Annotated in this window: 24 protein-coding genes; 21 read left to right on the forward strand and 3 right to left on the reverse strand. The window is 71.1% G+C overall.

All coding sequences use genetic code 11. From position 1 onward, the window contains the following. The first annotated feature begins 245 nt into the window (after positions 1 to 245). The 3 genes from AC1DWP_RS01240 (at position 246) to AC1DWP_RS01250 (ending at position 4614) form a co-directional block, all read left to right on the forward strand. On the forward strand, positions 246 to 2558 hold the full coding sequence (locus AC1DWP_RS01240) for an immune inhibitor A domain-containing protein (protein ID WP_477612635.1): 2313 nt from the start codon (positions 246 to 248) through the stop codon (positions 2556 to 2558). Between the two features lie 172 nt (positions 2559 to 2730). Then, positions 2731 to 3009 (forward strand): hypothetical protein, encoded by a 279-nt coding sequence (locus AC1DWP_RS01245; protein ID WP_477612636.1) that lies wholly within the window; start codon positions 2731 to 2733, stop codon positions 3007 to 3009. 54 nt (positions 3010 to 3063) lie between these two features. Continuing rightward, entirely contained in the window at positions 3064 to 4614 is a 1551-nt protein-coding gene (locus tag AC1DWP_RS01250) for a phytoene desaturase family protein (RefSeq protein WP_477612637.1), read from the forward strand. 987 nt (positions 4615 to 5601) lie between these two features. Here AC1DWP_RS01250 and AC1DWP_RS01255 read toward each other — a convergent pair. Next, the gene (locus AC1DWP_RS01255) at positions 5602 to 6303 is read right to left on the reverse strand and encodes a hypothetical protein (RefSeq protein WP_477612638.1); all 702 of its coding nucleotides are present in this window, start codon (positions 6301 to 6303) and stop codon (positions 5602 to 5604) included. A 187-nt stretch (positions 6304 to 6490) separates the two neighbouring features. On the opposite strand from AC1DWP_RS01255, the gene AC1DWP_RS01260 reads away from it, so the two are divergent. The 12 genes from AC1DWP_RS01260 (at position 6491) to AC1DWP_RS01315 (ending at position 19518) form a co-directional block, all read left to right on the forward strand. Further along, positions 6491 to 7141: a TetR/AcrR family transcriptional regulator gene (locus AC1DWP_RS01260; RefSeq protein ID WP_477612639.1), complete on the forward strand. Its 651-nt coding sequence runs from the start codon at positions 6491 to 6493 to the stop codon at positions 7139 to 7141. A 91-nt stretch (positions 7142 to 7232) separates the two neighbouring features. Further along, on the forward strand, positions 7233 to 8570 hold the full coding sequence (gene glnA, locus AC1DWP_RS01265; RefSeq protein ID WP_477612640.1) for a type I glutamate--ammonia ligase: 1338 nt from the start codon (positions 7233 to 7235) through the stop codon (positions 8568 to 8570). Between the two features lie 81 nt (positions 8571 to 8651). Then, complete coding sequence (locus AC1DWP_RS01270) at positions 8652 to 11681, forward strand: bifunctional [glutamine synthetase] adenylyltransferase/[glutamine synthetase]-adenylyl-L-tyrosine phosphorylase (RefSeq protein WP_477612641.1); 3030 nt, start codon at positions 8652 to 8654, stop codon at positions 11679 to 11681. Between the two features lie 17 nt (positions 11682 to 11698). Continuing rightward, positions 11699 to 13219, forward strand: a complete 1521-nt coding sequence (locus AC1DWP_RS01275; protein WP_477612642.1) for an MFS transporter — start codon at positions 11699 to 11701, stop codon at positions 13217 to 13219. Between the two features lie 43 nt (positions 13220 to 13262). Next, positions 13263 to 14609, forward strand: coding sequence for a histidinol dehydrogenase (gene hisD / locus AC1DWP_RS01280; protein ID WP_477612643.1), 1347 nt, complete (start codon positions 13263 to 13265; stop codon positions 14607 to 14609). A 7-nt stretch (positions 14610 to 14616) separates the two neighbouring features. Further along, positions 14617 to 15750, forward strand: coding sequence for a histidinol-phosphate transaminase (locus AC1DWP_RS01285; RefSeq protein ID WP_477612644.1), 1134 nt, complete (start codon positions 14617 to 14619; stop codon positions 15748 to 15750). Further along, positions 15747 to 16388 carry an imidazoleglycerol-phosphate dehydratase HisB gene (gene hisB, locus AC1DWP_RS01290; protein ID WP_477612645.1) on the forward strand — a complete coding sequence of 214 codons (642 nt, stop codon included), beginning with the start codon at positions 15747 to 15749 and terminating at the stop codon, positions 16386 to 16388. Before AC1DWP_RS01285 ends, hisB begins: the two co-directional genes overlap by 4 nt. Continuing rightward, positions 16385 to 17011, forward strand: coding sequence for a hypothetical protein (locus AC1DWP_RS01295; RefSeq protein ID WP_477612646.1), 627 nt, complete (start codon positions 16385 to 16387; stop codon positions 17009 to 17011). The genes hisB and AC1DWP_RS01295 overlap by 4 nt, the downstream gene beginning before the upstream one ends. Then, on the forward strand, positions 17008 to 17646 hold the full coding sequence (gene hisH, locus AC1DWP_RS01300; protein WP_477612647.1) for an imidazole glycerol phosphate synthase subunit HisH: 639 nt from the start codon (positions 17008 to 17010) through the stop codon (positions 17644 to 17646). The genes AC1DWP_RS01295 and hisH overlap by 4 nt, the downstream gene beginning before the upstream one ends. Then, a complete protein-coding gene (locus tag AC1DWP_RS01305) occupies positions 17643 to 18068 on the forward strand; it encodes a hypothetical protein (protein WP_477612648.1) in 426 nt (141 codons plus the stop codon). Before hisH ends, AC1DWP_RS01305 begins: the two co-directional genes overlap by 4 nt. Further along, positions 18065 to 18802: a bifunctional 1-(5-phosphoribosyl)-5-((5-phosphoribosylamino)methylideneamino)imidazole-4-carboxamide isomerase/phosphoribosylanthranilate isomerase PriA gene (gene priA, locus AC1DWP_RS01310; RefSeq protein WP_477612649.1), complete on the forward strand. Its 738-nt coding sequence runs from the start codon at positions 18065 to 18067 to the stop codon at positions 18800 to 18802. Before AC1DWP_RS01305 ends, priA begins: the two co-directional genes overlap by 4 nt. Then, positions 18799 to 19518: an SseB family protein gene (locus AC1DWP_RS01315; protein WP_477612650.1), complete on the forward strand. Its 720-nt coding sequence runs from the start codon at positions 18799 to 18801 to the stop codon at positions 19516 to 19518. The genes priA and AC1DWP_RS01315 overlap by 4 nt, the downstream gene beginning before the upstream one ends. Positions 19519 to 19531: 13 nt before the next feature. Here the strand turns inward: AC1DWP_RS01315 and AC1DWP_RS01320 are convergent, their stop codons facing one another. Further along, positions 19532 to 19861: a DUF952 domain-containing protein gene (locus AC1DWP_RS01320; RefSeq protein WP_477612651.1), complete on the reverse strand. Its 330-nt coding sequence runs from the start codon at positions 19859 to 19861 to the stop codon at positions 19532 to 19534. A 143-nt stretch (positions 19862 to 20004) separates the two neighbouring features. Between AC1DWP_RS01320 and AC1DWP_RS01325 the strand changes: the two genes are divergently transcribed. Then, positions 20005 to 21282 (forward strand): MFS transporter, encoded by a 1278-nt coding sequence (locus AC1DWP_RS01325; RefSeq protein WP_477612652.1) that lies wholly within the window; start codon positions 20005 to 20007, stop codon positions 21280 to 21282. A gap of 49 nt (positions 21283 to 21331) precedes the next feature. Here the strand turns inward: AC1DWP_RS01325 and AC1DWP_RS01330 are convergent, their stop codons facing one another. Beyond that, on the reverse strand, positions 21332 to 21715 hold the full coding sequence (locus tag AC1DWP_RS01330) for a DUF1844 domain-containing protein (protein ID WP_477612653.1): 384 nt from the start codon (positions 21713 to 21715) through the stop codon (positions 21332 to 21334). A gap of 354 nt (positions 21716 to 22069) precedes the next feature. Here AC1DWP_RS01330 and infC point away from each other — a divergent pair, with 354 nt between their 5' ends. From infC to AC1DWP_RS01355, 5 genes are all read left to right on the forward strand, one after another. Further along, entirely contained in the window at positions 22070 to 22930 is an 861-nt protein-coding gene (infC, locus tag AC1DWP_RS01335) for a translation initiation factor IF-3 (RefSeq protein WP_477612654.1), read from the forward strand. Positions 22931 to 23002: 72 nt separating this feature from the next. After that, on the forward strand, positions 23003 to 23197 hold the full coding sequence (gene rpmI / locus AC1DWP_RS01340) for a 50S ribosomal protein L35 (RefSeq protein ID WP_179422513.1): 195 nt from the start codon (positions 23003 to 23005) through the stop codon (positions 23195 to 23197). Positions 23198 to 23274: 77 nt separating this feature from the next. Further along, on the forward strand, positions 23275 to 23661 hold the full coding sequence (gene rplT / locus AC1DWP_RS01345; RefSeq protein ID WP_140737333.1) for a 50S ribosomal protein L20: 387 nt from the start codon (positions 23275 to 23277) through the stop codon (positions 23659 to 23661). A 62-nt stretch (positions 23662 to 23723) separates the two neighbouring features. Continuing rightward, positions 23724 to 24512 (forward strand): TrmH family RNA methyltransferase, encoded by a 789-nt coding sequence (locus AC1DWP_RS01350; RefSeq protein ID WP_477612655.1) that lies wholly within the window; start codon positions 23724 to 23726, stop codon positions 24510 to 24512. A 10-nt stretch (positions 24513 to 24522) separates the two neighbouring features. After that, the gene (locus tag AC1DWP_RS01355; RefSeq protein ID WP_477612656.1) at positions 24523 to 25638 is read left to right on the forward strand and encodes a sensor histidine kinase; all 1116 of its coding nucleotides are present in this window, start codon (positions 24523 to 24525) and stop codon (positions 25636 to 25638) included. Positions 25639 to 25783: the final 145 nt, after the last annotated feature.

Here is a 25783-nt window from a genome sequence, read left to right on the forward strand (position 1 = left end):
CCTAGGAGGGGGCGGCGGCAGGGCTTCCGGGTGACCGCCCAGGGCTGCTGAAGTGCTCACTGGGGCCAGTGGGACTCAGGGGCGCCGGGCCGGCTCCGTCGCCAAAACGGACGAATGGGATAGCGACCGATCGGTCAGAAATTTACGAAGTCCATACCCGGCGAAGTCTTGGTATGCCGTCTGCCGCGTGTTTGGCTCGCCCTTGCGTGTGCCGAGAGGGGTCGCGCACAGACACTGGAGGATTCGTGAACAGACGTCATCTGAGCCTGGTCTCGGGAGTAGCGGTTACCGCCGTCGCCCTGAGCCTGGCTTCCGCTCCTGCGCAGGCAACCCCTGTGCAGGGCGACAAGGAGCCCACGGCGAACAACCGTGAGCACGACCTGCCGAACCCGCTCGGCGACGCCGCCCGCGCCCTGCGCAAGGAGGCCGTCGACAAGCTCGTGAAGGGCGAGGCGACCACCGAGATGCGGGGCGGCCAGCGCGTCATCAAGCTCGCGGGCAACGCCAAGGCACCCAAGGGGAGCAAGGCTGCCCAGGACCGATACGTGTCCTACCCGGTGGAGCGCGAGGAGGACATCTTCACCATCCTCACCGACTTCGGGACCAAGACCGAGACCGGCTTCGACGCCACCCCGGGACCGGTGCACAACCAGATCCCGGCACCGGACCGCGTCTGGGACGGCAACGCAACCGACGACAACTCGACCGCCTGGACCGCGGACTTCAACCGCGCCCACTACCAGGACATGATGTTCGGCGGGGGCGAGTCGTTCAAGGACTTCTACCTGAAGCAGTCGAACGGTCGTTTCGTGGCCAAGGGTGACGTCTCCGACTGGGTCACCGTGCCGTACAACGAAGCCCGCTATGGCCGGAGCAACAACGCCGACGGCTACTGGAACTACGTCAAGGACACCGCCACGTCCTGGTACAACGCCCAGAAGGCGGCCGGGAAGAGCGACGCCGAGATCACGACCTACCTCAAGCAGTTCGACAAGGTCGACCGCTACGACGCCGACCACGACGGCAACTTCAACGAGCCGGACGGCTACATCGACCACTTCCAGGCCATCCACGCCGGTGAGGGCGAAGAGGCCGGCGGCGGCGCCCAGGGCACCAACGCCATCTGGTCGCACCGTTGGTACGCCTACTCCACCGACGCCGGCAAGACCGGCCCGGAGGGGGCCAAGCTCGGCGGAGTGCCGCTGGGCAACTCCGGGATCTGGATCGGTGACTACACCACCGAGCCCGAGAACGGTGGCCTGGGTGTCTTCACCCACGAGTTCGGCCACGACCTCGGTCTGCCGGACTACTACGACACCGCAGGAGGCGACAACGGCACCGGCTTCTGGACGCTGATGTCCGGTGGCTCGTGGCTGAACCACGGGGGCGACTCGATCGGCACCACGCCCGGCTACATGGGTCCGCTCGAGAAGCTCCAGCTCGGCTGGCTCGACTACAAGGCGGTGCCCTACGGCCAGGCCATGACGGTCAAGCTCAACCCGGCCGACCAGCCCAAGACCACGTCGTCCTACCAGGCGCTGGCAGTGACCCTGCCCGACAAGACGGTCAAGAACGACTACAACACCCCCCGTTCGGGGTCCTACGAGTGGTGGGGCGGCGCGAACGACAGCCTCAACAACACCCTGACCCGCACGGTGGACCTCACCGGGGCGACCAGCGGTTCGGTCTCGGCCTGGCTGCAGTACAACATCGAGCAGGACTACGACTACCTGTACGCCGAGGTCAGCACCGACGGTGGCGCGACCTGGAAGGACGCGGCGGCGCCGATCTCCGGCCCGTCCGACAACGCCGGTCTGACCCCCTGGGCCCAGAAGACCTGGGACCTCACGCCATACGCCGGCAAGAGCGTCCAGTTCCGCTTCCGCTACGCCACCGACGGCGGGCTGCACTTCGAGGGCCCGTTCCTCGACGACCTGGCCGTCACCATCGGCGGCACCACGGTGTCCGACGACGTCGAGGGCGGCACCAACGGCTGGACCGCCAACGGGTTCACCCGCATGACGGGCAAGACCTCCGAGGTCGTCAGCCACTACTACCTGGCCGAGAACCGCACCTACACCGGTTACGACCAGACCCTCAAGACGGGTCCGTACAACTTCGGCTGGGCGAAGACCAAGCCCGACTGGGTGGAGCGGTTCCCCTACCAGAACGGCCTGCTCGTCTGGTACGTCGACGGTGAGTTCACCGACAACAACACCTCGGGCCACCCGGGTGGCGGCCAGTCTCTGCCGGTCGACGCGCGTCCGGCACCTGTGACCTTCGCCGACGGCGTCAAGCTGGGCAACCGGCGCCAGCCGTGGGACGCGACGTTCGGGCTGGAGCGGACCGACGCGGTGACGTTCCACCGCAACGGCACCGCGCTCGACGTCGCCTCGCAGCCGGCCATGCCGGTCTTCGACGACAGCGACCCGATGCGCTACTGGAGCGCGAAGAACCCCTGGTCCTCGGTCCAGGTCGCGGGCTCCGGCACGGTCATGAAGGTCAACAAGTCCGAGGACGGCGGCAACCTGCTGCAGGTCCAGGTCAGCTTCAAGTGACCTGCGCCCGGCTGGCAGGGGTACGCCGGGTGTAAGACGGGGCGGGGCTCCGGGAGCAATCCCGGGGCCCCGTTTCGTGTGCCCGACCTCGGCTCGAGTGGTGCGTCCAGCGCCCCGGCGACAGACTCGGGAGAGGTCGCCGACCAGCGGTGACACCGGTGATGGAGGACTGATGTCAGACAACTTCGAGGTCGCCACGAGCAGCTCCGAGGGCGAGCTGTCCGAGGAGAAGCGGCACGAGGTCGTGGCGGCGCAGCTGCGCGGTGAGGCCAAGGCGGCGGGACAGGGTCCGGAGGCGGTGGTGGCAGCGGTGAGCGCCGAGCTGGAGTCGCTCGGCCTGGAACCGAACCCCGAAGAGCTGCACCGGCGGTACGAGGAGATCGACCCCGACCTGCCCGTCCTGGCGGACGCGGACGAGGCATCGGAGAGCGACGACGCGGCACCGCAGTAGCGACCCGGCCACCGAGGTCAGAACGGCTCGACACGGCACCGTAGGCTCTGCGCCGTGGACTACGACGACGTCGTCATCGGTGCCGGTCACAACGGGCTGACCGCCGCGGCATACCTTGCCCGGGCGGGGCGCCGGGTGCTGGTTCTGGAGGCCGGCGATCACGTGGGTGGTGCGGCTGTCTCGGCCCAGGCGTTCGCTGGCGTCGACGCGCGCCTGTCGCGCTACTCCTACCTGGTGTCGCTGATGCCCCGTCAGGTGATCAGCGACCTCGACCTCGACGTCCAGCTCATCCGGCGGCGCTACTCCTCCTTCACGCCCGTCCCCGACCGACCGGAGCGCGGGCTGCTCGTGGACCACGGTGACGCCGCCTCGACCGCGGCCGGCTTCGCTGCCCTCACCGGAGGGGCGAAGGAGTATGCCGCGTGGCAGGACTTCTACGGGCGCGTCCACCACCTTGCACAGCAGGTCTTCCCGACGGTGCTCGAACCGCTGCGCACCGAGGCGCAGGTGGCTGCCCTCGTCGGGGACGACCCGCTCTGGGAAGCCCTGGTCCGACGACCGTTGGGTGAGGTGCTCGAGGCCGAGTTCGGCGACGACACCGTGCGGGGCATCGTCGCGACCGACGCGCTCATCGGCACCTTCGCCGAGATGGGCTCGACCGACCTGCGGCAGAACGTCTGCTTCCTCTACCACCTCATCGGAGGGGGGACCGGCGACTGGGACGTGCCGGTCGGTGGCATGGGTGCCGTGACCGACGGACTCGCTCGTGCCGCGGTCAAGGCAGGGGCCGAGATCCGCACGGGGACGAGGGTGCTCGCGGTCGACCCCGACGGTCTGGTCAGCTGGGACGGTGGCGAGGCGCGGGGCTCGACGATCCATGCGGCCTGCGCGCCCACCGTCCTCAACACCCTGCTCGCCGAGACCGGCGCCGACCCCGTCCCGACGGAGGAGGCGCCCGAGGGCGCCCAGCTCAAGGTCAACATGCTCCTGTCGCGCCTGCCGCGGCTGCGCGACCAGGACGTCGACCCGACGGCCGCGTTCGCGGGCACCTTCCACGTCAACGAGGGCTACGACCAGCTGCAGGAGGCGTATGCCGCCGCTGCCGCCGGCCGGGTGCCGCAGGTGCCGCCGTGCGAGATCTACTGCCACAGCCTGTCGGATCGTTCGATCCTGGGGCCTTCGCTGGCGGAGACGGGTGCCCAGACGCTCACGTTGTTCGGACTGCACCTGCCGGCCCGACTCTTCGAGGGGACGACCGCCGAGCACGACCTGGTCAAGGACCTGGCCCTCGCGCGGACCCTCGAGTCACTGAACTCGGTGTTGGCCGAGCCCATCCAGGACGTCCTGCTGCGGGACCCCGACGGAGCCCTGTGCATCGAGGCGCGGACCCCGGTCGAGCTCGAGGCCGACCTCGGCCTCCCGGGCGGCAACATCTTCCACCGCTCCCTCCAGTGGCCGTGGGCCGAGAGGGAGGACGAGGTCGGCACCTGGGGCGTCGAGACACCGCACGAGAAGGTGCGCATCGCGGGAGCCGGCGCCCGACGCGGTGGGGGAGTCAGCGGCATACCGGGTCACAACGCCGCCATGTCGGTGCTCAAGGGCTGAGGCTGCCCGCGTAGACAGCCGTCCCCACGAACGCGGGGAACAGGGGCTCAATCCCATTCCATCCCAACGGTTTTCCCGAGCTGCTCACCTTGGACTGTCAGTGGTGGTCGCTAGTGTGGGAAACATGCTCGACAGTGTGGAAGCAGTGCAGGCGACCGACCCGGCCGCCCTCGCAGGTGCGCTCTTCACCATGACGGACGAGCAGATCGCCGACCTGTCGGTCGAGGAGGCCGAGGCCCTCGTCCTCGCCTCCCAGCGGGTGGTCAGCGCGGCGACTGCGCGGCAGCGCTCGGCCATGGAGACGGTGGCCAGGCGGTGCGATGAGCGCACCGATCTCGACGCGGCTGACGTGGCCCGGGCCGGCGGACGTCGCCAGCACCTGTCCGGCCACGCCATCGCGGCCGGTTCGCTCGCGGCTGTGTTGCACGTGTCACCCCGCACCATGTCGACCCGCATCGACCACGCCCGCCGCGTCGTCTGCGCGCTGCCCCAGGTGCAGGCGCTGGCCTGGTCCGGGGACCTCGAGCCCTACCGTGTCGACGCGGTCGTCGCCGAGTCGGCGGCCGCACCTTGGGCACGGTTGCACGAGTTCGAGGCTCGCTTGCTGGAGGGCGGCGTCACCCAGATGTCCTGCGCGGCCCTACGCCGCCGGGCACGGCGTGCGGCCGACCGTTGCGCCCCTGACGACGCCGATCGTCTGGCTGTGCTGGCGCGGAGCCGCAGCGACGTGCGAGTTCGCCCGGGTGAGTGCGAGGGCATGACCCGGCTCGTGGCCGACCTGCCGACGCCCGTGGCCATGCAGGTCTGGAGTGCGGTAGACGGTCTCGCGGCCGAGTACGCCCGTGCCCAGCCGGGCCTGCGGATGGGCGCCGCGCGGGTCGATGCCCTGGCCGACCTCATCGCGGCCAACGCGACGATCAGCACCACCATCGAGCTCGTCGCTCGCGTTCTTCTGGTGCGCGACCTCAGCGCCGCATCGTGGTTTGGTCACGTCCGGACGAGACGCACGCCGGTTGCGAGCAGCCATACGAGCCAGGCGGCGAAACCCAGGAGCCCGACGAAGATCAGCGCCGAGCCGTCGGCGATCGCCAGGTTGCCGACCCCCGCGACGAGCAGCAGGCCCCCGCCCCCCAGGCCCAGCGACCGCTGCCACGCCGGAGTCAGCCTGCTCGCGTGCGCAGCGAGGGCCGTTCCGACGAGGGTGGCGCCGAGCATGGGCATCGCCAGCGCGAAGGCCGCCGCGTGAACCTGCCACACGAGCTCGAACAGGGGCGTCGGCTCCGCGACGCCGCCGGCGGACAGTGCGAGCCCGACCTGCAGCACATTGACCAGCACGAAGGTGGCCGACAGCGTTGCACCAGCGGCGACGGCGAGGCGCGACCAGTCGGAGCCCGCTCCGCCGCCCCGTTCCACGAGCCCGTGCAGGCCCGTCACGAACACGAGTAGCAGCGGCAGGTAAACGGCCACCAGCCCGGACGCGATCGCCACCGAGGCGCGGTTGGCCGCGTAGTAGTCGAGCACCTCGCCGATCGGAGCGCCGTAGGACGGCGCGCCCGTTGCCGCCAGCACGGCGTTCTCCACGACCACCATCACCGCCAGCGCCATCGCCGCGAGGCCGACGAGCCGCCCTCGACCGAATCCACTGTGGCCATGCGTGGTGCCGGTGTCCTGCTGCGATCTAGTTCTCATGCTCCTTGGCTCCAGTCGGTTGGCGGTGGGTGTGCAGCGGGTTCGACGTCGTCCGGATGGCCGGTGGCCTCTCACCGATTCACCTGTCGTACACCGTACGTCGTACACCGTACTATCCTCGTACGACGTACTGTTGTCAATCCGTCGAGAGGAGCAAGAACCCGTGGCCCCAGGGAAGCAACGCCAAGTGGCGTCAGAGGCGGGGCTGAGCAAGCAGCGGGTGGTGGACGAGGCAGTCCGGCTCGCCGACGGCGAGGGGGTCGAGGGCCTGAGCATGCGCCGCCTGGCTGGCGAGCTCGGCGCCGGCGCCATGTCGCTCTACCACTACGTGGCGGGCAAGGAAGAGCTGCTCGACGCCATGATCGACGTCGTGTTCGGGGAGATCGAGCTCGCGCCGGAGGGGACCGACTGGCAGGCGGCGATGCGGAAGAGGTCGGTGTCCGCCCGAGAGGTCCTGGCACGCCACCCTTGGGCGATCGGCCTGATGGAGTCGCGGACCTCGCCGGGGCTCGCCCACCTCCGCCACCGCGAAGCGGTCACCGCCTGCTTGCGCAAGGCCGGCTTCTCGGTGTCGATGGCGACGCACGCCCACTGGTTGCTCGACGGCTACGTCTACGGCTTCGCCCTGCAGGCGGTCAACCTGCCGTTCGACACAGCCGACGAGTTCGCGGACATGGCCGAGGACGTGTTCCTGCCCCAGCTTCCTCCCGACGAGTTCCCCTACCTCAACGAGAGTGCCGCCGCGCTCGTCGCCGCCGGCTATGACCCGGCAGACGAGTTCGCCTTCGGCCTCGACCTCGTCCTGGCCGGCCTCGAGCGCCTGAGAACCTCGGCGTAGCAACGCCCAAGCACCGTCCCACCGCCCTTGACGCAGCCGACCCGCGTGGCACGTAACGCTGGGGAAACACAACTAGGGCAGGATTCGACACATGGATCGTCAGCAGGAGTTCGTCCTCCGCACCATCGAGGAACGCGACATCCGCTTCGTGCGGCTGTGGTTCACCGATGTGCTCGGGACCCTCAAGTCCGTGGCCGTCGCCCCCGCCGAGCTGGAGGGGGCGTTCGCCGAGGGCATCGGTTTCGACGGCTCGGCCATCGAGGGCTTCGCGCGCGTCTACGAGGCCGACATGCTCGCCAAGCCGGACCCGGCGACCTTCCAGGTGCTTCCGTGGCGTGGCGACAACCCGGGGACCGCCCGCATGTTCTGCGACATCACCCTGCCCGACGGCTCCCCGAGCCACGCCGACCCGCGCCACGTCCTGCAGCGCGCCCTCGCCCGGGCCGCCGACCTCGGCTTCACCTTCTACACCCACCCCGAGATCGAGTTCTACCTGCTCAAGGCCGGCTTCAAGCCGGGCGACAACCCGGAGCCGATCGACCAGGCGGGCTACTTCGACCACGTCCCGCACGGCACCGGCCACGACTTCCGGCGCGCGGCGATCACCATGCTCGAGTCGATGGGGATCTCGGTCGAGTTCAGCCACCACGAGGGCGGGCCCGGCCAGAACGAGATCGACCTGCGCTACGCCGACGCGCTGTCCACCGCCGACAACATCATGACCTTCCGCACCGTCATCAAGGAGGTCGCGCTCGAGCAGGGCATCTTCGCCTCCTTCATGCCCAAGCCCTTCTCCGAGCACCCGGGGTCCGGCATGCACACCCACATGTCGCTCTTCGACGGCGACAGCAACGCGTTCTACGAGGCGGGCGCGCCCTACCAGCTGAGCAAGGTCGGGCGGCAGTTCATCGCGGGCCTCCTGCGCCACGGCGCCGAGATCACCGCCGTGACCAACCAGTGGGTCAACTCCTACAAGCGGCTCTGGGGCGGGGGCGAGGCCCCGGCCCACCTGACCTGGGGCCACAACAACCGGTCCGCGATGGTTCGCGTGCCGATGTACAAGCCGACCAAGGGCCAGAGCAGCCGGGTCGAGGTCCGTACCCTCGACGCCGCCTGCAACCCCTACCTCGCCTTCGCCCTGATGCTGTCCGCGGGCCTCAAGGGCATCGAGGAGGACTACGAGCTCCCCGCCGAGACCGAGGACGACGTGTGGGGCCTGACCTCCGCCGAGCGCCAGGCGATGGGGATCGAGCCGCTGCCCACCTCGCTCTACGAGGCCATCCGCGTGATGGAGAGGAGCGAGCTGGTCGCAGACACCCTCGGCGAGCACGTCTTCGACTTCTTCCTGCGCAACAAGCGGGCCGAGTGGGACGACTACCGCGGCGAGATCACCCGGTTCGAGCTCGAGCGCTACCTGCCCGGTCTGTGACCGGCCCCGGCAACCCGCTCCGGTATGCCGCCTGCTGACCGGAGCGGGCGGGTGCCACCCACCAGTGCGTAGGCTGTCGCGGTGACCTCAGGCCGCGTTGTCTCCCAGACTGCGACCCTGGCCCGACTCGGTTTTGCCGATCCACCCCGCGCGGAGCACCTACTCGCGGACCCGGCGCTCGCCGGGCTCATCGACCCCCTCGACGACCTGTTCAGTGACGGACTGCCCGACGCCCTCGGCGCGGTCGCCGACCCCGACCTCGCCCTGCTCAGCCTGGTGCGGCTCATGGAGTCGCTGCGTGCCTCTGCGCCACGGCGCCGCGACATCGAGTCCGGGGCGGAGGCGCAGGTGTCCGGCCTCGTGGCTGCGCTCCGCCACCGCGGGCCCGCGCGCGACCGGTTGCTGGCCGTCCTCGGCGCCTCCACGGCCCTCGGCGACCACCTGGTGGCCCACCCCGAACACTGGCGCAGCGTGGCGGAGGCTCGGCCTCGGACGCCGCACGAACGCATCCACGAGCTCGTCGAGGCGGTTCGCGCGGCCGGTGAGCACACGGCATACGACGCTCTGCGGATCGGGTACCGGCGCCAGCTGCTGGGGATCGCGGCGCTCGACCTCACCTCGGGCGACCCCGAGCTTGCCCTGCCCGAGGCGGCGGCGGCGCTGGCCGACCTGGCCGAGGCAGCCCTCGAGGCGGCCCTGGTCATCGCGCGGGCCGAGATGGGGGAACAGGCCGAGCTGTGCGACTTCGCTGTCATCGGCATGGGCAAGACGGGCGGGCGCGAGCTCAACTACGTCAGCGACGTCGACGTCATCTTCGTGGCCGAGCCGCGCGAGGGAGTGGGAGAGGCCAGCGCCATCGCGGCTGCCACCGGGCTGGCCACCCACCTCATGCGGGCGTGCTCCACCTCCACGGGGCAGGGGACGCTGTGGCCGGTCGACGCGGCGCTGCGTCCGGAGGGCAAGAACGGACCGCTGGTGCGTACCATCGACAGCCACCGTGCGTACTACGAGCGGTGGGCCAAGACGTGGGAGTTCCAAGCCCTGCTCAAGGCACGCCCCGTTGCCGGGGACCGGGCCCTCGGCGACGCCTACATCGCCGCCGTCAACCCCCTGGTGTGGGGTGCCGCCTCGCGCGACAACTTCGTCGAGGACGTGCAGGCGATGCGCCGGCGGGTCGAGCAGCACGTGCCGGCGGGGGAGGCCGAGCGCCAGCTGAAGCTCGGCCCTGGAGGGCTTCGCGACGTGGAGTTCAGCGTCCAGCTGCTGCAGCTCGTCCACGGCCGCTCCGACGACGCGCTGCGCTCGGGCACGACACTCGAAGCCCTCGACGCCCTGGCGCGCGGTGGCTACGTCGGCCGCGAGGACGCCGCGACCCTCGACGCGTCCTATCGCCTCCTGCGCACCCTCGAGCACCGCATCCAGCTGTTCCGGTTGCGTCGCACCCACCTCATGCCGACGACCGACACCGACCTGCGCCGCCTCGGCCGTGCCCTCGGACACCGCTCGGACGCCGCCAAGGCAGTGGTCGCCCAGTGGCAGCAGCAGGCGCGAGAGGTCCGCCGCATCCACGAACGACTCTTCTACCGGCCGCTGCTGGCTGCGGTGGCCCGGCTCAGCTCGACGGACGCCCGACTCGCACCCGAAGCCGCCAAGGAGCGACTGGCGGCGCTGGGGTTCCGCGACCCCGGCGGTGCGATGCGCCACCTCGAGGCGCTCACGGCCGGGGTGAGCCGACGGGCGGCCATCCAGCGCACTCTGCTTCCCGTGATGCTCGGCTGGTTCGCCGACGAGGCGGACCCTGACGGAGGTCTGCTCGCGTTCCGCAAGGTGAGCGAGGAGCTGGGCTCGACGCACTGGTACCTGCGGCTGCTGCGCGACGAGGGGTCCGCGGCCGAACGCCTCGCGCACACGCTCGCTCGGAGCCGCTACGCGGCAGACCTGCTGGTCGGCGCGCCCGACTCGGTCGCGATGCTCGGCGACTCGGGCGGGCTGACTCCGTCGTCGCGCGAGGACCTGGTTCGCCGGATGACGGCGGCGGCGGGTCGGCAGGACGACGCCGACAAGGCGGTGCGGGCGGCGCGGAGCATCAGGCGCCAGGAGCTGTTCCGGATCGCCGTGGCGGACCTCTCGGGGAGCCTCGACCTGGCCGGGGTGGGCGAGGCCCTCACCGACGTCACCGCTGCGCTGGTCGAGACGGCGCTCCAGGTGGCCCAACGCACCGTCGAGGAGCGGCACGGGCCGCTGTCGACCCGGCTGCTGGTCGTCGGGATGGGCCGGCTCGGAGGTGGCGAGGTCGCCTATGGCTCGGACGCGGACGTCCTGTTCGTCCACGACCCCGTCGACGGGGCGGATGAGGCAACGGCCCAGGAGCAGGCCCTCGAGACCGTGCAGGAGCTCCGACGACTGCTGGCCGCTGCCGGTCCCGACCCACAGCTCGGTCTCGATGCCGACCTGCGTCCCGAGGGCAAGAGTGGGCCGCTCGTGCGCAGCCTGGCCAGCTATCGCGCCTACTACAGCCGGTGGTCGCTCACGTGGGAGTCCCAGGCCCTGCTGCGGGCCGCTCCCTTGGCCGGCGACCTCGAGCTGGGCGCGCGTTTCGTCGAGCTCATCGACCCGTTGCGGTGGCCCCGGGACGGTCTCACCGACCAGCAGGTCCGGGAGATCCGGACCCTGAAGGCGCGGATGGAGGCAGAACGACTGCCTCGCGGTGCCGACCCGAAGAGCCACTTCAAGCTGGGCCGAGGTGGGCTCTCCGACGTGGAGTGGACCGTGCAGCTGGTTCAGATGCGCCACGCCCATGCCGTGCCGACGTTGCGGACCACCAGCACGCTGCCTGCCCTCGACGCTGCAGAGACGGCCGGCCTGATCGCCGCCGACCACGCCGCCGCCCTCAGGGACGCCTGGTCCTTCGCCTCCCGCTTGCGCAACGCCTCCGTCCTCTACCGCGGCAAGGCGGTCGACAGCGTGCCCTCCGACCTGCGGGTTGCCGACGGGGTCAGCAGAATCCTCGGCCGCGAGCCGGGAAGTGGTGCACATCTTGCGGAGGACTACCTCCGAATCGCCCGACATGCGCGTAGCGTGACGGAGTTCAACTTTTACGGTTCAACCTAGGAAGGTACGGTCGGCGCATGGCCACGGGCAGGGACGACTCCGTCACGGTCCCCTCGTTCTCCGAGGTCCTCCGCACCCCGGTGTTCCTGCCTGTCTTCGTGGTCGCGACGCTCTCGACGTGGGGCGACTACATCGCCCGCATCACCGTGGCTGCAGTGGTCTACTCGTGGACGGGTTCGGCGTTGGCGACGGCCGCGACGTTCGCGGTCTCCCTGGTGCCGAGCATCCTGGGCCGGGCGCTCCTCTCGCCCCTGTGCGACCGGATGCCGCCGCGCGTCTGCCTCGTCGGGACCCACCTGATCCGAGCGGCCCTGGTCGGCGTGCTCATCGTGGCGGTGTCGGTCACCAAGTCCCTGTGGCTCGTGCTCGTGCTCGTCGGCGTCCTGGAGTTCGTCGGCGGCCCTGCCGTGACCGCCAGCCAGATGCTGCTGACCGACATCTTCCCGGACCGTCGGCTCTATGCGCGGGCATTCGGGCTGACCACCCTCGCCGCCCAGGTCAACCAGGCGATCGGCCTGGCGATCGGCGGCGCCATCGTGGGCCTCGTGGGCGACACCAAGACGTTGGTGCTGGACCTGGCCACGTTCCTCGTCGGCGCTGTCATCCTGATGGCGGTCAGGCCGCCGAAGTCGATCGTCAAGGTCGACGACGCACCACTCTCCGGCCTGGTCGGCGACGTCGGCCAGGCCTGGCGCCAGATCCGATCCAGCCGGGTGCTGACCTACATGCTCATGCTGTCGCTCGCGAGCGCACTGGCCATTGCGGCGCCCGAAGCGGTGGCCTTGCCCTACGCCGCCCAGCACAGCCCGTCGCCGAACTGGGGCGGCCTGCTGATGGCTGCGCCGATCCTCGGGGCCGTCGTCGGCCTCCTGATCATCGGGCGGCTGCCCGCCGAGCGCCAGTCTGCGCTGGTCATGCGCCTTGCTCTGCTCACTCCACTGCCGCTGCTCGCGACGATCTTCGAGCCGCCGCTCGTCGTGGTGGGCGCCGCGTGGTTCCTCTGCGGGGCCCTGCAGTGCTACATGCTGCCGTTGCAGGCTGCCTTCACCCTGCTGGTCCCGACCGCCATGCGAGGTCGGGTCTTCGGGCTCGCAGGGGCGCTGTCCGTGGGCGTCACGGGCGCCTGCTTCCTTGCCGCCGGCTGGGTCTCCGAGCGCACCTCACCCGCGGCGTCGGTCGGCATCTGTGCCGTCGTGACGCTGGGGGTGCTCGTGCTGCTCGCGGCCCGCTGGCCCAAGGAGGAGCTCGCAGGCAGCGTCGAGGCCACCTTCACCGTCCGGCAGGGCGGGGCTGCCCAGGCGGTGGCCCGACTGGCCGCAGCCCGTCAGGCCGGGGTGGGCCAGGCCGGTGTGGGCCAGGACGCAGTGGGCCACGCCGCCGCGAGCCACGGCGCAGTGAGTCAGGGTGCAGGGAGTCGGGCCGTCGCGAGTCAGGGCGCGGTAGGCCCTGGTGATGCAGGCGAGGAGGAGGCCGGGGACGCTGGGGCGGCCGGGGAGGCCTCCGCAGTCGAACGGTCCTCCGCACAGACCGGGGGCTGAGACCGCACCGGGTCGCCCAGTGGGCCCGACCTAGACTTGACCCATGCTCTCCACGATCGACCTGCGCGGCCGGCCGCTCGGCGTGCGCGAGCTGCGTCACCTGCTGCCGAGGGCGGAGTTCGACGTCGCCGCCGCGGTCGAGACGGTCCGGCCGATCTGCGAGGACGTTCGTCACCGTGGTGCTGCTGCGCTCTACGAGCTGGGCGAGCGGTTCGACGGCGTCCGCCCGACGACCTTGCGCGTCCCCGTGGCCGTGCTCGAGGCGGCTCTGGAGTCCCTCGACCCGCAGGTGCGGGCCGCCCTCGACGAGGCCATCCGCAGAGTTCGCATCGTCCACGAGGACCAGCGCCGCACCACCACCACGACCACCGTCGTCCCCGGCGGCGAGGTCAGCGAGCGGTGGATCCCGGTCGACCGGGTCGGTCTCTATGTCCCGGGTGGACGCGCCGTGTACCCCTCCAGCGTCGTCATGAACGTCGTCCCGGCCCAGATCGCCGGTGTCGGCTCGCTGGCCGTCGCCAGCCCACCGCAGCGCGACAACTCCGGCGCCTTCACCGGCTACCCCCACCCCACGGTGCTCGCCGCGTGCGCGCTGCTCGGCGTCGACGAGGTGTATGCCGTGGGCGGCGCCCAGGCGGTGGCCGCGTTTGCCTTCGGCTTCGAGGACGCCACCGGCGCCGAGGAGACGCCGGTGGTCTGCGAGCCGGTCAGCCTCGTGACCGGGCCGGGCAACATCTACGTCGCGGCTGCCAAGCGCTACCTCAAGGGCGTCATCGGCATCGACTCCGAGGCGGGCCCGACCGAGATCGCGATCCTCGCCGACGACACCGCACTGCCTGCCCACGTCAGCGCCGACCTGGTCTCGCAGGCCGAGCACGACCCGCAGGCTGCCTCCGTCCTGGTGACTGCCTCGGTGGCCCTGGTCGAGGCGGTGCAGGCCGACCTCGAGGACCGCGTCGCCACCACCAAGCACTCAGAGCGCGTCCGCGAGGCGCTCACCGGACCCCAGTCGGGAGTGGTCCTCGTGGACGACCTCGACGCCGGTCTGGCCGTCGTCAACGCCTACGCCGCCGAGCACCTCGAGCTGCAGGTCGCCGATGCCGCCGCGGTCAGCGAGCGCGTGCGCAACGCCGGCGCGATCTTCGTCGGGCCACACTCACCGGTGAGCCTGGGTGACTACGTCGCCGGGTCCAACCACGTCCTTCCGACCGGTGGATGCGCGTGTCACAGCAGCGGGCTCTCGGTGCAGTCGTTCCTGCGCGGCGTGCACGTGGTCAGCTACACCGAGGCCGCCCTCCAGGAGGTCGCCCACCACGTTGTCGCCCTCGCTCAGGCCGAGGACCTGCCCGCCCACGGCGAGGCGGTCCAGGTCCGCTTCGACGGGTCGTGACCGGACGATGACCGACTTCGGCGGCTCCCGCATCGAGGGCCTGCTGCGCGAGGACCTGCGCGGTGGGACCCCCTACGGCGCACCCCAGCTCGACGTGCCCGTGCGCCTCAACACCAACGAGAGCTCCTACCCCGTCCCGCCGTCGGTGGTGGCCGAGATCACGGCCGCCGTTGCCGAGGTCGCGGCTGGCCTGAACAGGTACCCCGACCGCGAGTTCACCGACCTCCGGACTGGGCTCGCGGCATACCTGTCGTCGTCGGGGACTGCCGTGGATCCGGCCCAGGTGTGGGCGGGCAACGGCTCCAACGAGGTGCTCCAGCACGTCGTCCTGGCATTCGGCGGGCCGGGGCGCACGGCCCTGGGTTTCACGCCGGCCTACTCGATGCACCCGATCATCAGCACCTCGGTGGGCACCGCCTGGGTGGACGGCCTGCGCGGACAGGGCGGCACCCCCTTCGACCTGACTGTCGAGTCCGCGGTCGCGCAGGTGCGCGAGCACGATCCCCACGTCGTCTTCCTCTGCTCACCCAACAACCCGACGGGCACCGCGCTCGGCCTCGACGTGGTGGAGGCCGTGTATGCCGCGGCCGAGCGTGCCGTGGTCGTGGTGGACGAGGCCTACGCCGAGTTCGCCCGCCCCGGCACCCCCAGCGCGCTGACGCTGCTGGACGGGCGCCCCCGGCTCGTGGTCACCCGCACGATGAGCAAGGCGTTCGCGTTCGCCGGGGGCCGGCTGGGCTACCTCGCCGCGGACCCTGCGCTCATCGACGCCCTGCGGTTGGTGCGGTTGCCCTACCACCTGTCGGCGCCCACGCAGGCGATCGCCCTGGCGGCCCTGCGGCACGCGCCGGAGATGCTCGGCACCGTCGAGGCGATCAAGGAGCAGCGTGACCGGATGGTCACCGGACTCACCGAGCTCGGTCTGGCGCCGGTGCCCAGCGACGCCAACTTCGTGCTCTTCGGCGGCCTCGCGGACGCCGCCCAGACCTGGCGTGCGCTGCTGGACCGGGGCGTCCTCGTCCGCGACGTCGGCATTCCCCACTATCTTCGTGTCACGGCCGGGACCCCGGACGAGACAGGTGCGTTCCTCGCCGCCGTGGCGCAGATCGCCCGACCTGAGCAGGACAGGAGCGCACCGTGACGCAGGAGACCGTGACGCAGGGGAACCAGCCCGGTGACCGCACGGCATCGCTGAGCCGCTCGACGTCGGAGTCCAGCGTCGAGGTCGAGCTCAACCTCGACGGCTCCGGCCAGTCCGAGATCTCGACTGGCGTGCGCTTCTACGACCACATGCTCGCGTCCCTGGCCAAGCACTCGCTGATCGACCTCCGCATCAAGGCCACCGGCGACGTCGACGTCGACGCGCACCACACCGTCGAGGATGTCGCGATCGTGCTCGGCGACGCGCTGCGCGAGGCACTTGGCGACAAGCGCGGCATCTCGCGCTTCGGCGACGCGACGGTCCCGCTCGACGAGGCGCTCGTCCAGGCCGTCGTCGACGTGGCGGGACGCCCCTATGTCGTGCACACCGGTGAGCCCGAGGGCCAGGCCTACGTCGTCATCGGCGGCACCTACGTCGGCTCGCTGACCCGCCACGTGTGGGAGTCCTTCGCCGGACGCGCCGGGATCGCGCTGCACGTGCGCGTGGTGTCGGGCCGCGACCCGCACCACATCGTCGAGGCCCAGTTCAAGGCGGTCGCCCGCGCCCTGCGTGCCGCGGTCGCCCGCGACCCCCGGGTCAGCGGCATACCCAGCGCGAAGGGCAGCCTCTCCACGTGAGCGTGCCGTGGCAGCCCGCGCAGGAGGCGCGCGGACTGCTCCTGGTGAGCGGCGGCCCCGCGCCGGTGTCGTCCTGGCTGCGCCGGGGGCTGGTGGCCTGCCAGGTGGTCCCCCTCGGGGACTGGACCGCGGTGCTGCCCACCGAGCGCCGGTCACGCGCCGAACCACCGTATGACGACGCCCTCGCCGTCCTCGCCGCGCGCCCGGTCCCACGCCGGCTGCGAGGCGCCCTCGGGTTCTTCACCGTTGACAGCCGGGCCGTGGTGACCTCCCACGCGCCCGGGTGGCGCGACGTCGCCCGGTGGCTGGTGTGGGAGCCCGGCGCCGGAGTGGTGCGCGCCCCCCAGCTCGAGCTGGCCCGGCCGGCGGACCTCCTGGCTGCGGCTGGTCGGACAGGGGACCCGCGTGCGGTGATGCGGGTCGTGGCCGAGCGCAACGGCACCGCAGACCGCGTCATCACCGACCTGTTGTCCGTCCTGGGCCTGCCGGGCTCGGACCTGGTCGGACCGGGGGTGGGCCTGCGCGGCCAGGTGGTGGCACCGACGGCACAGGCGGTGGCCCGTTTCGACGCGCGGATGGCCGAGCAGGCCCGGCACCGCACCGAACTCGAGGAGAACTCATGAGCCGGGTGGTCGTCTTCGACTACGGCAGTGGCAACGTCCGGTCGGCGGTGCGCGCCCTGGAGCACGTCGGTGCGGAGGTGGAGCTGACTGGTGACCGGGCGGCAGCGCTCGCCGCGGACGGGCTGTTCGTGCCCGGGGTGGGAAACTTCCACGCCTGCATGGCGGGCCTGCGTGCCGCCGACGGTCCGGTCGTCATCGACCTGCGCCTGGCTGGAGGACGCCCGGTGCTCGGGGTCTGCGTGGGCATGCAGGTGCTGTTCGACGGGTCCGACGAACCCAGCGGTGCACCCCAGGACGGCCTGGGGGAGTGGCCCGGATCGGTGTCCCGCCTCCAGGCAGAAGTGGTGCCGCACATGGGCTGGTCCGACGTGGAGGTCGCCACCGGGAGCCGGCTCTTCGCCGGCGTCGAGTCCGAGCGGTTCTACTTCGTCCACTCGTATGCCGTGCAGTCCTGGACGCTGCTGGAGCCCAGCGGCGCCTTCGCCGCCGTCGCCCCCAAGGTCACCTGGGCCGACCACGGTGGACGGTTCGTCGCGGCCGTGGAGAACGGACCGCTGGCCGCGACCCAGTTCCACCCGGAGAAGTCCGGCGACGCAGGTCTGTCCCTCCTCGAGAACTGGGTGAAGTCACTGTGAGCGCAACCAAGAAGACGGCCAAGTCGGCCAGGTCGGCGGGCAGCACGGCTCGCACGGCCACGACCCGCAAGAGGACGAGCACGGCCGGCACCTCCCGTCGCACCACGACCCGGCGTCGGACGACGCGGCGCACCGCCACGCGACGGCGGGCCCAGCCCAAGGTCGCCACGACGATCGGCGCGGGCCTGGCGACGCTGGCGGTGACGGCCTTCGCCGGGGCGTCCTGGCCGGTGCGGATCGCGCTGGCGGTGGCGGCCCTCGTGATCGTCGGCGGCTACCTGCTGGTGCAGGGCCGGCGACACGACGCCGCCACAGCCGCGGACGACACCCCGCCGCCGCCCGAAACCACGCCGTCGAACCACACGACACCGTTGACCGACACCACGCCGCCGACCGAACCCCGACCCGAGGATCCCGCATGAACGACGCACCCCGACTCGAGCTGCTGCCCGCCGTCGACGTCCAGGGCGGCCGTGCCGTCCAGCTCGTCCAGGGGGTGGCCGGCAGCGGGGGAGAGTTCGGTGATCCCTGGGAGGCCGCGCTGGCGTGGCAGGAGCAGGGCGCCGAGTGGCTGCACCTCGTCGACCTCGACGCCGCCTTCGGGCGCGGTTCCAACCGCGAGCTGCTCGCGGGCATCGTCGGCCGGCTGGACCTCAAGGTCGAGATGAGTGGCGGGATCCGCGACGCCGAGTCACTCGAGGCGGCACTGGCCACGGGGTGTCGCCGGGTCAACCTCGGGACAGCGGCGCTGGAGGATCCCGAGTGGACCGCGCGGGCGATCGCCGAACATGGCGACCGCGTCGCGGTGGGCCTCGACGTGCGTGGTACCACGTTGGCTGCGCGCGGCTGGACGAAGGACGGTGGCGACCTCTGGGAGACCCTGGCCCGACTCGACACCGAGGGGTGTGCCCGCTACGTCGTCACCGACGTCAACAAGGACGGCATGCTCAAGGGCCCGAACCTCGACCTGCTCCGCGACGTCTGCGCGCGCACCGACCGCCCCGTCGTGGCGTCGGGCGGCGTGTCGACCTTGGAGGACATCGAGGCGATCCGGGGCCTGGTGCCCGTTGGCGTGGAGGGCGCCATCGTCGGGTCGGCGCTCTACCGTGGCGCGTTCACCCTGCCCGACGCGCTCGACGTTGCGGGTCGCCCGTGACCTCCCACGACTCCGCGGGGGTCCCGTTCGGCGGTCGTGAGCTCACCGGCACCGGTTTCGACGGCGACACGGGCGAGGCCGATGCGGCCCTGGTGAGGGCACTCGCGGAGCCGCTCGACGAGGTGGCCCTGATGACCGCCGTCGCAGCCGCGCGTCTGCTCGTGCCCATCGTCGCCGAACCCGTCTCCGTCGACACGTCGGGCGAGCACGCCGTCGAGAAGCAGACCGACATGGCTGCGGTGACCCTCGTCGCGCCCGACGGCACGCGGGCCCTCCCGGTGTTCTCCTCGATGGCAGCCATCGCGGCCTGGGACGCCGGAGCCAGGCCGGTTCCGGTGACTGCAGCCAGGGCCGCGCAGGCCGCGGTCAGCGAGCGGTGCGATGTGATGGTGGTCGACCTGGCAGGCCCTCTCACGGTCGCCCTGCGACCCAGCATGGTCTGGGCGCTGGCCCAGCAGCGCCACTGGCTGCCGGCCCACGAGGATGAGACGGTCCGTCGAGCAGTGGCCAACGCGGTCCGGGAGCAGGACGCCGTGCTCGCCCACGAGATCGGCCCGGGCTCCCCGGGCGAAGGCGTGCTCCGAGTGACGCTGCAGCTGGTGCCGGGTCTGGACGCGGACGCCGTGCAGGCGGTCGCCACGGCGGTCGGCGAACGGCTCGCCACCGACGGTGAGATCCGCGCCCGGATCGACGGGCTCTCGTTCTCGATCTCCTGAGGGCGCCCGCAGTTCAGGCGTGCGGCGGCGCGAGCTCGGTGACGGCCACGACGGCGTCGGCCGGCAGGGCGGCATACAGGTGGGGGAAGGTCTCGCCCGTGTCCGGGTCGCCGATCTCCTCGACCGGGGGCTCGGTGAGTCGGGACGGGTCGATCTCGAGCAGGAGCAAGGTGCCCTCGTAGTCCGCATAGAACGAGCGGCGCACGACGGGCCACTGCTGCTCGGAGGAGCAGTGGATGAAGCCTTCCTGCGCCAGGGTCCGACCTCGCGTCGACTCGGTGTAGCTCCCCGACCTGCGGGCCTGCTCCCACTTCTCCGGCTCGGCAAGGTGGTAGATCGTCATGGTCGGCAACCTAGTCGTCGGCAGTGGCCCGGGGGCGCGCTGCGCGGGTCTGCCGCCTGCGGACTCCCGCCGCTGGGCGACAGCTTCATGACAGGAGCAAAAAGGGTTTGGCCACTGTCAGTGCGGGCTGGCACAGTGGGTGGGTGCAGCTCGCCAACGCCCGTTACCGCCGCGTCCTCGCCAGTGCCGCCCTGCGGCGGGCGCTGGTGCTGGGCTTCCTGGTGCGCATGCCCATCTTCGCCGGCGGAGTGGTGCTGACCCTGCACGTCGTCTCCCACCTCGGGCGGTCCTACGCAGCAGCCGGTCTGGTGTCGGCCGCGGCGACCATCGCCATCGCCATCAGCGGGCCGTGGCGTGGCCGCCTCCTCGACCGCAGAGGCCTGCGCCGCGTGGTCCTGCCCTCCATCGTCGTCGCGGCCGTCTGCTGGTCCATCGCGCCCTTCGTCTCGTACTGGTGGCTCCTGGGGCTCGCGGCACTGGCCGGGCTGTTCGTCATCCCCTCGTTCTCGATCATCCGCCAGGCGGTGATCGCCGCAGTGCCCGAGGACGACCGGCGCACGGCGATCTCCCTGGACTCCGTGGCCGTCGAGCTGTCCTTCATGGTCGGCCCGGCTGCCGGGGTCTGGGCCGCCACGCTCTGGCCGACCCAGTGGGTGCTCTTCGCCATCGAGATGCTCGGGGTGCTGGCCGGTGTGCTGCTCTGGTTCGCCAACCCCGTCATGCACGACGAGGCGGCCGAGCCAATCGACGAGGGACTGGTGGACGCCGGGCTGGTGGACGCTGGGCTCGTGAACGACGAGGGCGTCGGCGCTGCGGTGCCACGCGTGGCGCGATCGGACTGGTTCCGTGCACCCTTCATCGTCATCTGCCTGGCAGCCGCGGCCACGACCGTCGTGCTCGGCGGCACCGACATCGCCATCGTGGCCGCGCTGCGAGACTTCGACGCCCAGTCCTCGATCGGCTGGGTGCTGGCCGTCTGGGGCTTCGGCTCCCTCCTGGGCGGCCTGGTCTACGGCGGGCTGCAGAAGTCGGTCTCAGCCTTCTGGCTGCTCGGCGGGCTCGCGCTGGTCAGCGCACCGATGGCGCTGGCCCACGGCGTGCCCTCGCTGGCGGTCCTGTCCTTCGTGGCCGGGTTGTTCTGCGCCCCGACCATCACGGCGACCGTGGACCAGGTCAGCCGGGTGGTCCCGGGGGCCGCGCGCGGCGAGGCGATGGGCTGGCACGGCTCGTTCATGACCGGAGGCATGGCGCTCGGCGCACCGATGGCGGGCGTCGCCATCGACCACCAGGGCTGGCAGGCGGGCTTCCTCGTCGTCGCGGTGATCGGGCTGCTGGTCGCCCTCGTCGGCGCCGTGGCCACCTCAGGGCGAGCCTCGCAGCGCCGCGCCGCTCAGCGGCTGAGCGCCACCGCCGACGCCTGAGCGCTCGGGCTGGCGGTCCCGGCCCTTCGTCGGGGAGGGCCGGCCCGGGTCACACGACCGAACCGGTCAGCTTCTCGCCCGGCCCCTGGCCCGGCGGGTCCTGGATCACCGAGGCCTCGCGGAAAGCCAGCTGCAGCGACTTCAGCCCGTCCCGCAGCGGGGCGGCGTGCTGGCTGCCCAGGTCGGGGGCCGCCGCGGTGATGAGTCCGGCCAGGGCGCTGATCAGTCGCCGCGCCTCGTCCAGGTCGAGGTGCTCGCCCGCGTCCGGACCCTCGGCCAGCCCGCACTTGACCGCAGCTGCGCTCATCAGGTGGATGGCCGCGGTGGTGATGACCTCGACAGCCGGCACCTCGGCGATGTCGCGGGTGGCCTGCTCGTGACTGGTGGCGGCGAGGTCGGGGCCTTCGGGGGAATTGGGAGATTCGGTGCTCACGCTGGTAGCCTTGCAGATCGACCGGCCGTGTCCATCGTCGGGTGACCTGAGAGGGTGACCCAGCACCGGGCCCGGTGTGCAAGTGAAGCAGCACCTGCTTCCACCCGCGTCAACCTCACGGTTGCCGGGTCAACGAGGTCACGCAGGGCGTATGCCGTGGGCGCGAGCCACGCGGCATACCTGCCCTTGGTGAACTCGTGAACCGGATCAGGTGAGGCTTCCCGCGCAACGGCGACGGGGAGCCTTTCTTCGTTGCAGCGGCCGGACAGTGAACTTTCACGGGCAGTGAACTTCCAACAGAGGAGCACCAACATCAGCGAACCTCGCATCAACGACCGCATTCGGGTTCCCGAAGTGCGGTTGGTTGGCCCCAACGGAGAACAGGTCGGCATCGTGCGCGTCGAAGACGCGCTGCGTCTGGCCGCCGAGGCTGACCTCGACCTCGTCGAGGTTGCCCCGATGGCCAAGCCTCCCGTCGCCAAGCTCATGGACTTCGGCAAGTTCAAGTACGAAGCGGCACTGAAGGCTCGCGAAGCGCGCAAGAACCAGGTCAACACGGTCATCAAGGAGATCAAGCTCCGCCCGAAGATCGACCCGCACGACTACGGCACCAAGAAGGGCCACGTCGAGCGGTTCCTCAAGGGCGGCGACAAGGTCAAGGTGACGATCATGTTCCGCGGACGCGAGCAGTCGCGCCCCGAGCTGGGTTTCCGGCTGCTGCAGCGCCTCGCTGAGGACGTCATCGAGCTGGGCACGGTCGAGTCGGCCCCCAAGCAGGACGGCCGCAACATGATCATGGTGCTCGGCCCGACCAAGAAGAAGTCGGAGGCGATGGCCGAGCAGCGCCGCGCCCGGTCGGCCACCCCCGCTCACGCGGATGACGCCGCCCAGGTGCACGACGCCGACCAGGTGCACGACGCCCCGCCGGTAGACCAGGTACAGGACGTCTCGGTCGAGACAGCCGCGGAGCCCACCGCCCCTGAGGCTGAGGTCCCCGCCTCCGATGCAGAGGCCCCCGCCGCCCCCGAGGCTGAGGCCCCCGCCGCCCCCGAGGCTGAGGCCCCCGCCGCCCCCGAGGCTGAGGTCCCGGCCCCTGAGGCAAAGCCCGCTGCGAAGCCGGCCGCCACGGCGAAGCCCGCTGCGAAGCCGGCCGCCACGGCCAAGCCGGTGGCCAAGCCCGCGGCCAAGCCAAAGGCCACCGAGCCGACCGGCTGAGGCCCGTTCCACCCCTGATCCACAACGCACGAACGACACACGGCTACACACCAACACAAGGAGATCGGCCCCATGCCGAAGATGAAGACGCACTCTGGCGCGAAGAAGCGCTTCCGCCTCACCGGCACCGGCAAGGTCATGCGTGAGCAGGCCAATGGCCGTCACCTGCTCGAGCACAAGTCCTCGCGGTACACCCGCTCGATCGCGAACGACGTCGAGGTGTCCAAGCCGGACGCCAAGAAGGTCAAGAAGCTCCTCGGCAAGTAGCCGAGCCCACCCATCCCATTGTTTGGCCGGGCTCAGCAAGCAGCCTCGCAAGCAGTTAGACAGCAAGGAGAACTCACGTGGCACGCGTGAAGCGGGCAGTCAACGCCCAGAAGAAGCGCCGGGTCGTCCTCGAGCGCGCCAGCGGTTACCGCGGACAGCGCTCGCGGCTCTACCGCAAGGCCAAGGAACAGGTCACCCACTCCCTCGGGTACGCCTACCGTGACCGTCGCGCCCGCAAGGGTGACTTCCGTCGCCTGTGGATCCAGCGCATCAACGCCGGCGCCCGCGCGAACGGCATGACCTACAACCGGTTCATCCAGGGCCTCAAGGCCGCGGAGATCGAGGTCGACCGTCGCATGCTGGCCGAGCTCGCCGTCAACGACGAGGCGGCGTTCACCGCCCTCGTCGAGATCGCCCGCGCCAACGTGCCGGCGACCACGGAGACCGCGGCCGCGTCGGCCTGATCGACCAAGCACCCTCCGAGCGCCGGGACATGCCCCCGCCGACCCACCGTGAACCTCCCGTGATGACCAATCCGGGAGCCGACCGGGTGAAGTCGGTGCGGGCACTGTCCCGGCGCTCCGTGCGTGACAAGACCGGCCGGTTCCTCGTCGAGGGGCCGCAGTCGGTCCGCGAGGTGGTCGTCCACCACCCCGAGCGGGTGGTGGACCTGTACCTCACCGCCGAGGCCCGCGCGCGACACGCCGACATCGTGGCCGGAGCCGAGGAGGCGGACCTCTACCTCCACGAGGTGACCGAGGACGTCCTCGCAGCGATGTGCGACACCCCTGCCCCCCAGGGGATTGCCGCGGTATGCCGCGTGGTCACCGCCAGCCTTGACGAGGTCCTCGCTCGGAGGCCCCGACTACTCGTCCTGCTGACGAATGTCCGGGATCCGGGCAACGCGGGGACGGTGATCCGCGGCGCGGACGCGGCTGGTGCCGACGCCGTCCTCGTGAGTGACGCGTCGGTCGACGTGCACGCGCCCAAGGTGGTGCGGTCGACCGCCGGCTCACTGTTCCACCTGCCCCTGGTGACCGGGCTGCCGGTGGAGGAGACGCTGGCCAGGCTTCGCGCGGCCGGCATCCTTGTGCTGGCAGCCGACGGCGTCGGCACGACGATGCTGCCGGACGTCGACCTCCTGCCTGCCCACGCCTGGGTGATGGGCAACGAGGCCTGGGGGCTCGAACCCGAGATCCGCGACCTGTGTGACGAGGTCGTGCGCGTGCCGATCTACGGCAAGGCCGAGTCGCTCAACCTCGCGATGGCCGCCACGGTCTGTCTCTACGCGTCCGCGGGCGCCCAGAACCACTAGGGTCGGCGGCATGGACTTCCGGCCCGGTTCCATCCTGCCGCCCGAGCAGGCTGCATTGGCCAGTGAGCTCCTGCCTGACGGCATGGTCGCAGCCGAGGCGGATGCGAAGGTGAGCTTCGTCAACCGTCGAGCCGTCCAGATCCTCGGCATCGCCCGCAGCGAGCTCGTGGGCCGCGACATCCGCACCGCGCTGGTGCTGCGCGACAACGACGGCACCGACTGGTGGGACGTCACCGACCCCTGGAACGGCCTGGACATCCGGACCGGCCATCGCGAGAAGTACCTCATGGTCGACGGTGGCGCCGAGGTGCTCGTCACCGCGAAGTACCTCAGGCCGGGGCGCAACAAGCCGGTCAACCGCGTCATCCTCATGCTGCGTGATGCGGAGGCACGCCGACGGCTCGAGGCCGACCACGCAGCGCTCATCTCCACCGTCGCCCACGAGCTGCGCTCGCCGCTCACCTCGGTCAAGGGATTCTCCTCGACGCTGCTGCGTCGGTGGGACCGCTTCACCGACGACCAGAAGCGACTCATGCTCGAGACCATCGAGGCCGATGCCGACCGGGTGACCCGCCTGATCACCGAGCTGCTCGACGTGTCCCGCATCGACTCGGGACGACTGCAGATCCGGCCCCTGCCGATCGACGTCGCCGCTGTCTACGGCCGCCACGTGGAGCGAGCCGTGGCCAGCGGCCAGGAACGGGACCGCTTCTCCATCGAGGTACCCGAGACCCTGCCCGAGGTGTGGGCGGACCCAGACCGGCTCGACCAGATCCTCTCCAACCTGATCGAGAACGCGTTCCGACACGGCGACGGCATGGTGACCCTCGGGGCGCAGCCCACGACCGGAAACGGCCAGGAGGCGCTGGAGTCCAAGGGGCACAGTGCCACCGGTGTCGACCTGGTCGTCAGCGACGAGGGAAAGGGCATCGCGGCCGACCACCGGGACCTGGTGTTCAGCAGGTTCTGGCACGGTTCGGGCAGGGGGAGCACGGGGCTCGGCCTCTATGTCGTCAAGGGTCTGGTCGAGGCGCACGGCGGGCGGGTCCAGGTGGAGTCGGCGCCGAGTGGTGGCGCGCAGTTCCGTCTCAGCCTGCCATCCGAGCCGCCCGACTACCTCGCTTGAGGGTGTTCCGAGAACCAGCCTGGGCCGCGACCGTCAGCAGTGCTCGGTCGCCGAAACCAGGTTGCGCGGACCGTGTGCCGCAGGTCAGGCTGGACCCGTGAGCCACCTCGTGCAGCGATTTACCGTGCCTTCGGGCGCGGTCGCA

It is taken from the genome of Pedococcus sp. P2_F6 (assembly GCF_056403675.1).

What these genes read in the sequence shown, in the direction of transcription:
- AC1DWP_RS01245 (WP_477612636.1), top strand. Translation starts at nt 2,731, where the DNA reads ATGTCAGACAACTTCGAGGTCGCCACGAGCAGCTCCGAGGGCGAGCTG.
- AC1DWP_RS01255 (WP_477612638.1), bottom strand. Translation starts at nt 6,303, where the DNA reads ATGAGAACTAGATCGCAGCAGGACACCGGCACCACGCATGGCCACAGT.
- glnA (WP_477612640.1), top strand. Translation starts at nt 7,233, where the DNA reads ATGGATCGTCAGCAGGAGTTCGTCCTCCGCACCATCGAGGAACGCGAC.
- AC1DWP_RS01275 (WP_477612642.1), top strand. Translation starts at nt 11,699, where the DNA reads ATGGCCACGGGCAGGGACGACTCCGTCACGGTCCCCTCGTTCTCCGAG.
- hisD (WP_477612643.1), top strand. Translation starts at nt 13,263, where the DNA reads ATGCTCTCCACGATCGACCTGCGCGGCCGGCCGCTCGGCGTGCGCGAG.
- AC1DWP_RS01285 (WP_477612644.1), top strand. Translation starts at nt 14,617, where the DNA reads ATGACCGACTTCGGCGGCTCCCGCATCGAGGGCCTGCTGCGCGAGGAC.
- hisH (WP_477612647.1), top strand. Translation starts at nt 17,008, where the DNA reads ATGAGCCGGGTGGTCGTCTTCGACTACGGCAGTGGCAACGTCCGGTCG.
- priA (WP_477612649.1), top strand. Translation starts at nt 18,065, where the DNA reads ATGAACGACGCACCCCGACTCGAGCTGCTGCCCGCCGTCGACGTCCAG.
- AC1DWP_RS01320 (WP_477612651.1), bottom strand. Translation starts at nt 19,861, where the DNA reads ATGACGATCTACCACCTTGCCGAGCCGGAGAAGTGGGAGCAGGCCCGC.
- rpmI (WP_179422513.1), top strand. Translation starts at nt 23,003, where the DNA reads ATGCCGAAGATGAAGACGCACTCTGGCGCGAAGAAGCGCTTCCGCCTC.
- AC1DWP_RS01350 (WP_477612655.1), top strand. Translation starts at nt 23,724, where the DNA reads ATGACCAATCCGGGAGCCGACCGGGTGAAGTCGGTGCGGGCACTGTCC.
- AC1DWP_RS01355 (WP_477612656.1), top strand. Translation starts at nt 24,523, where the DNA reads ATGGACTTCCGGCCCGGTTCCATCCTGCCGCCCGAGCAGGCTGCATTG.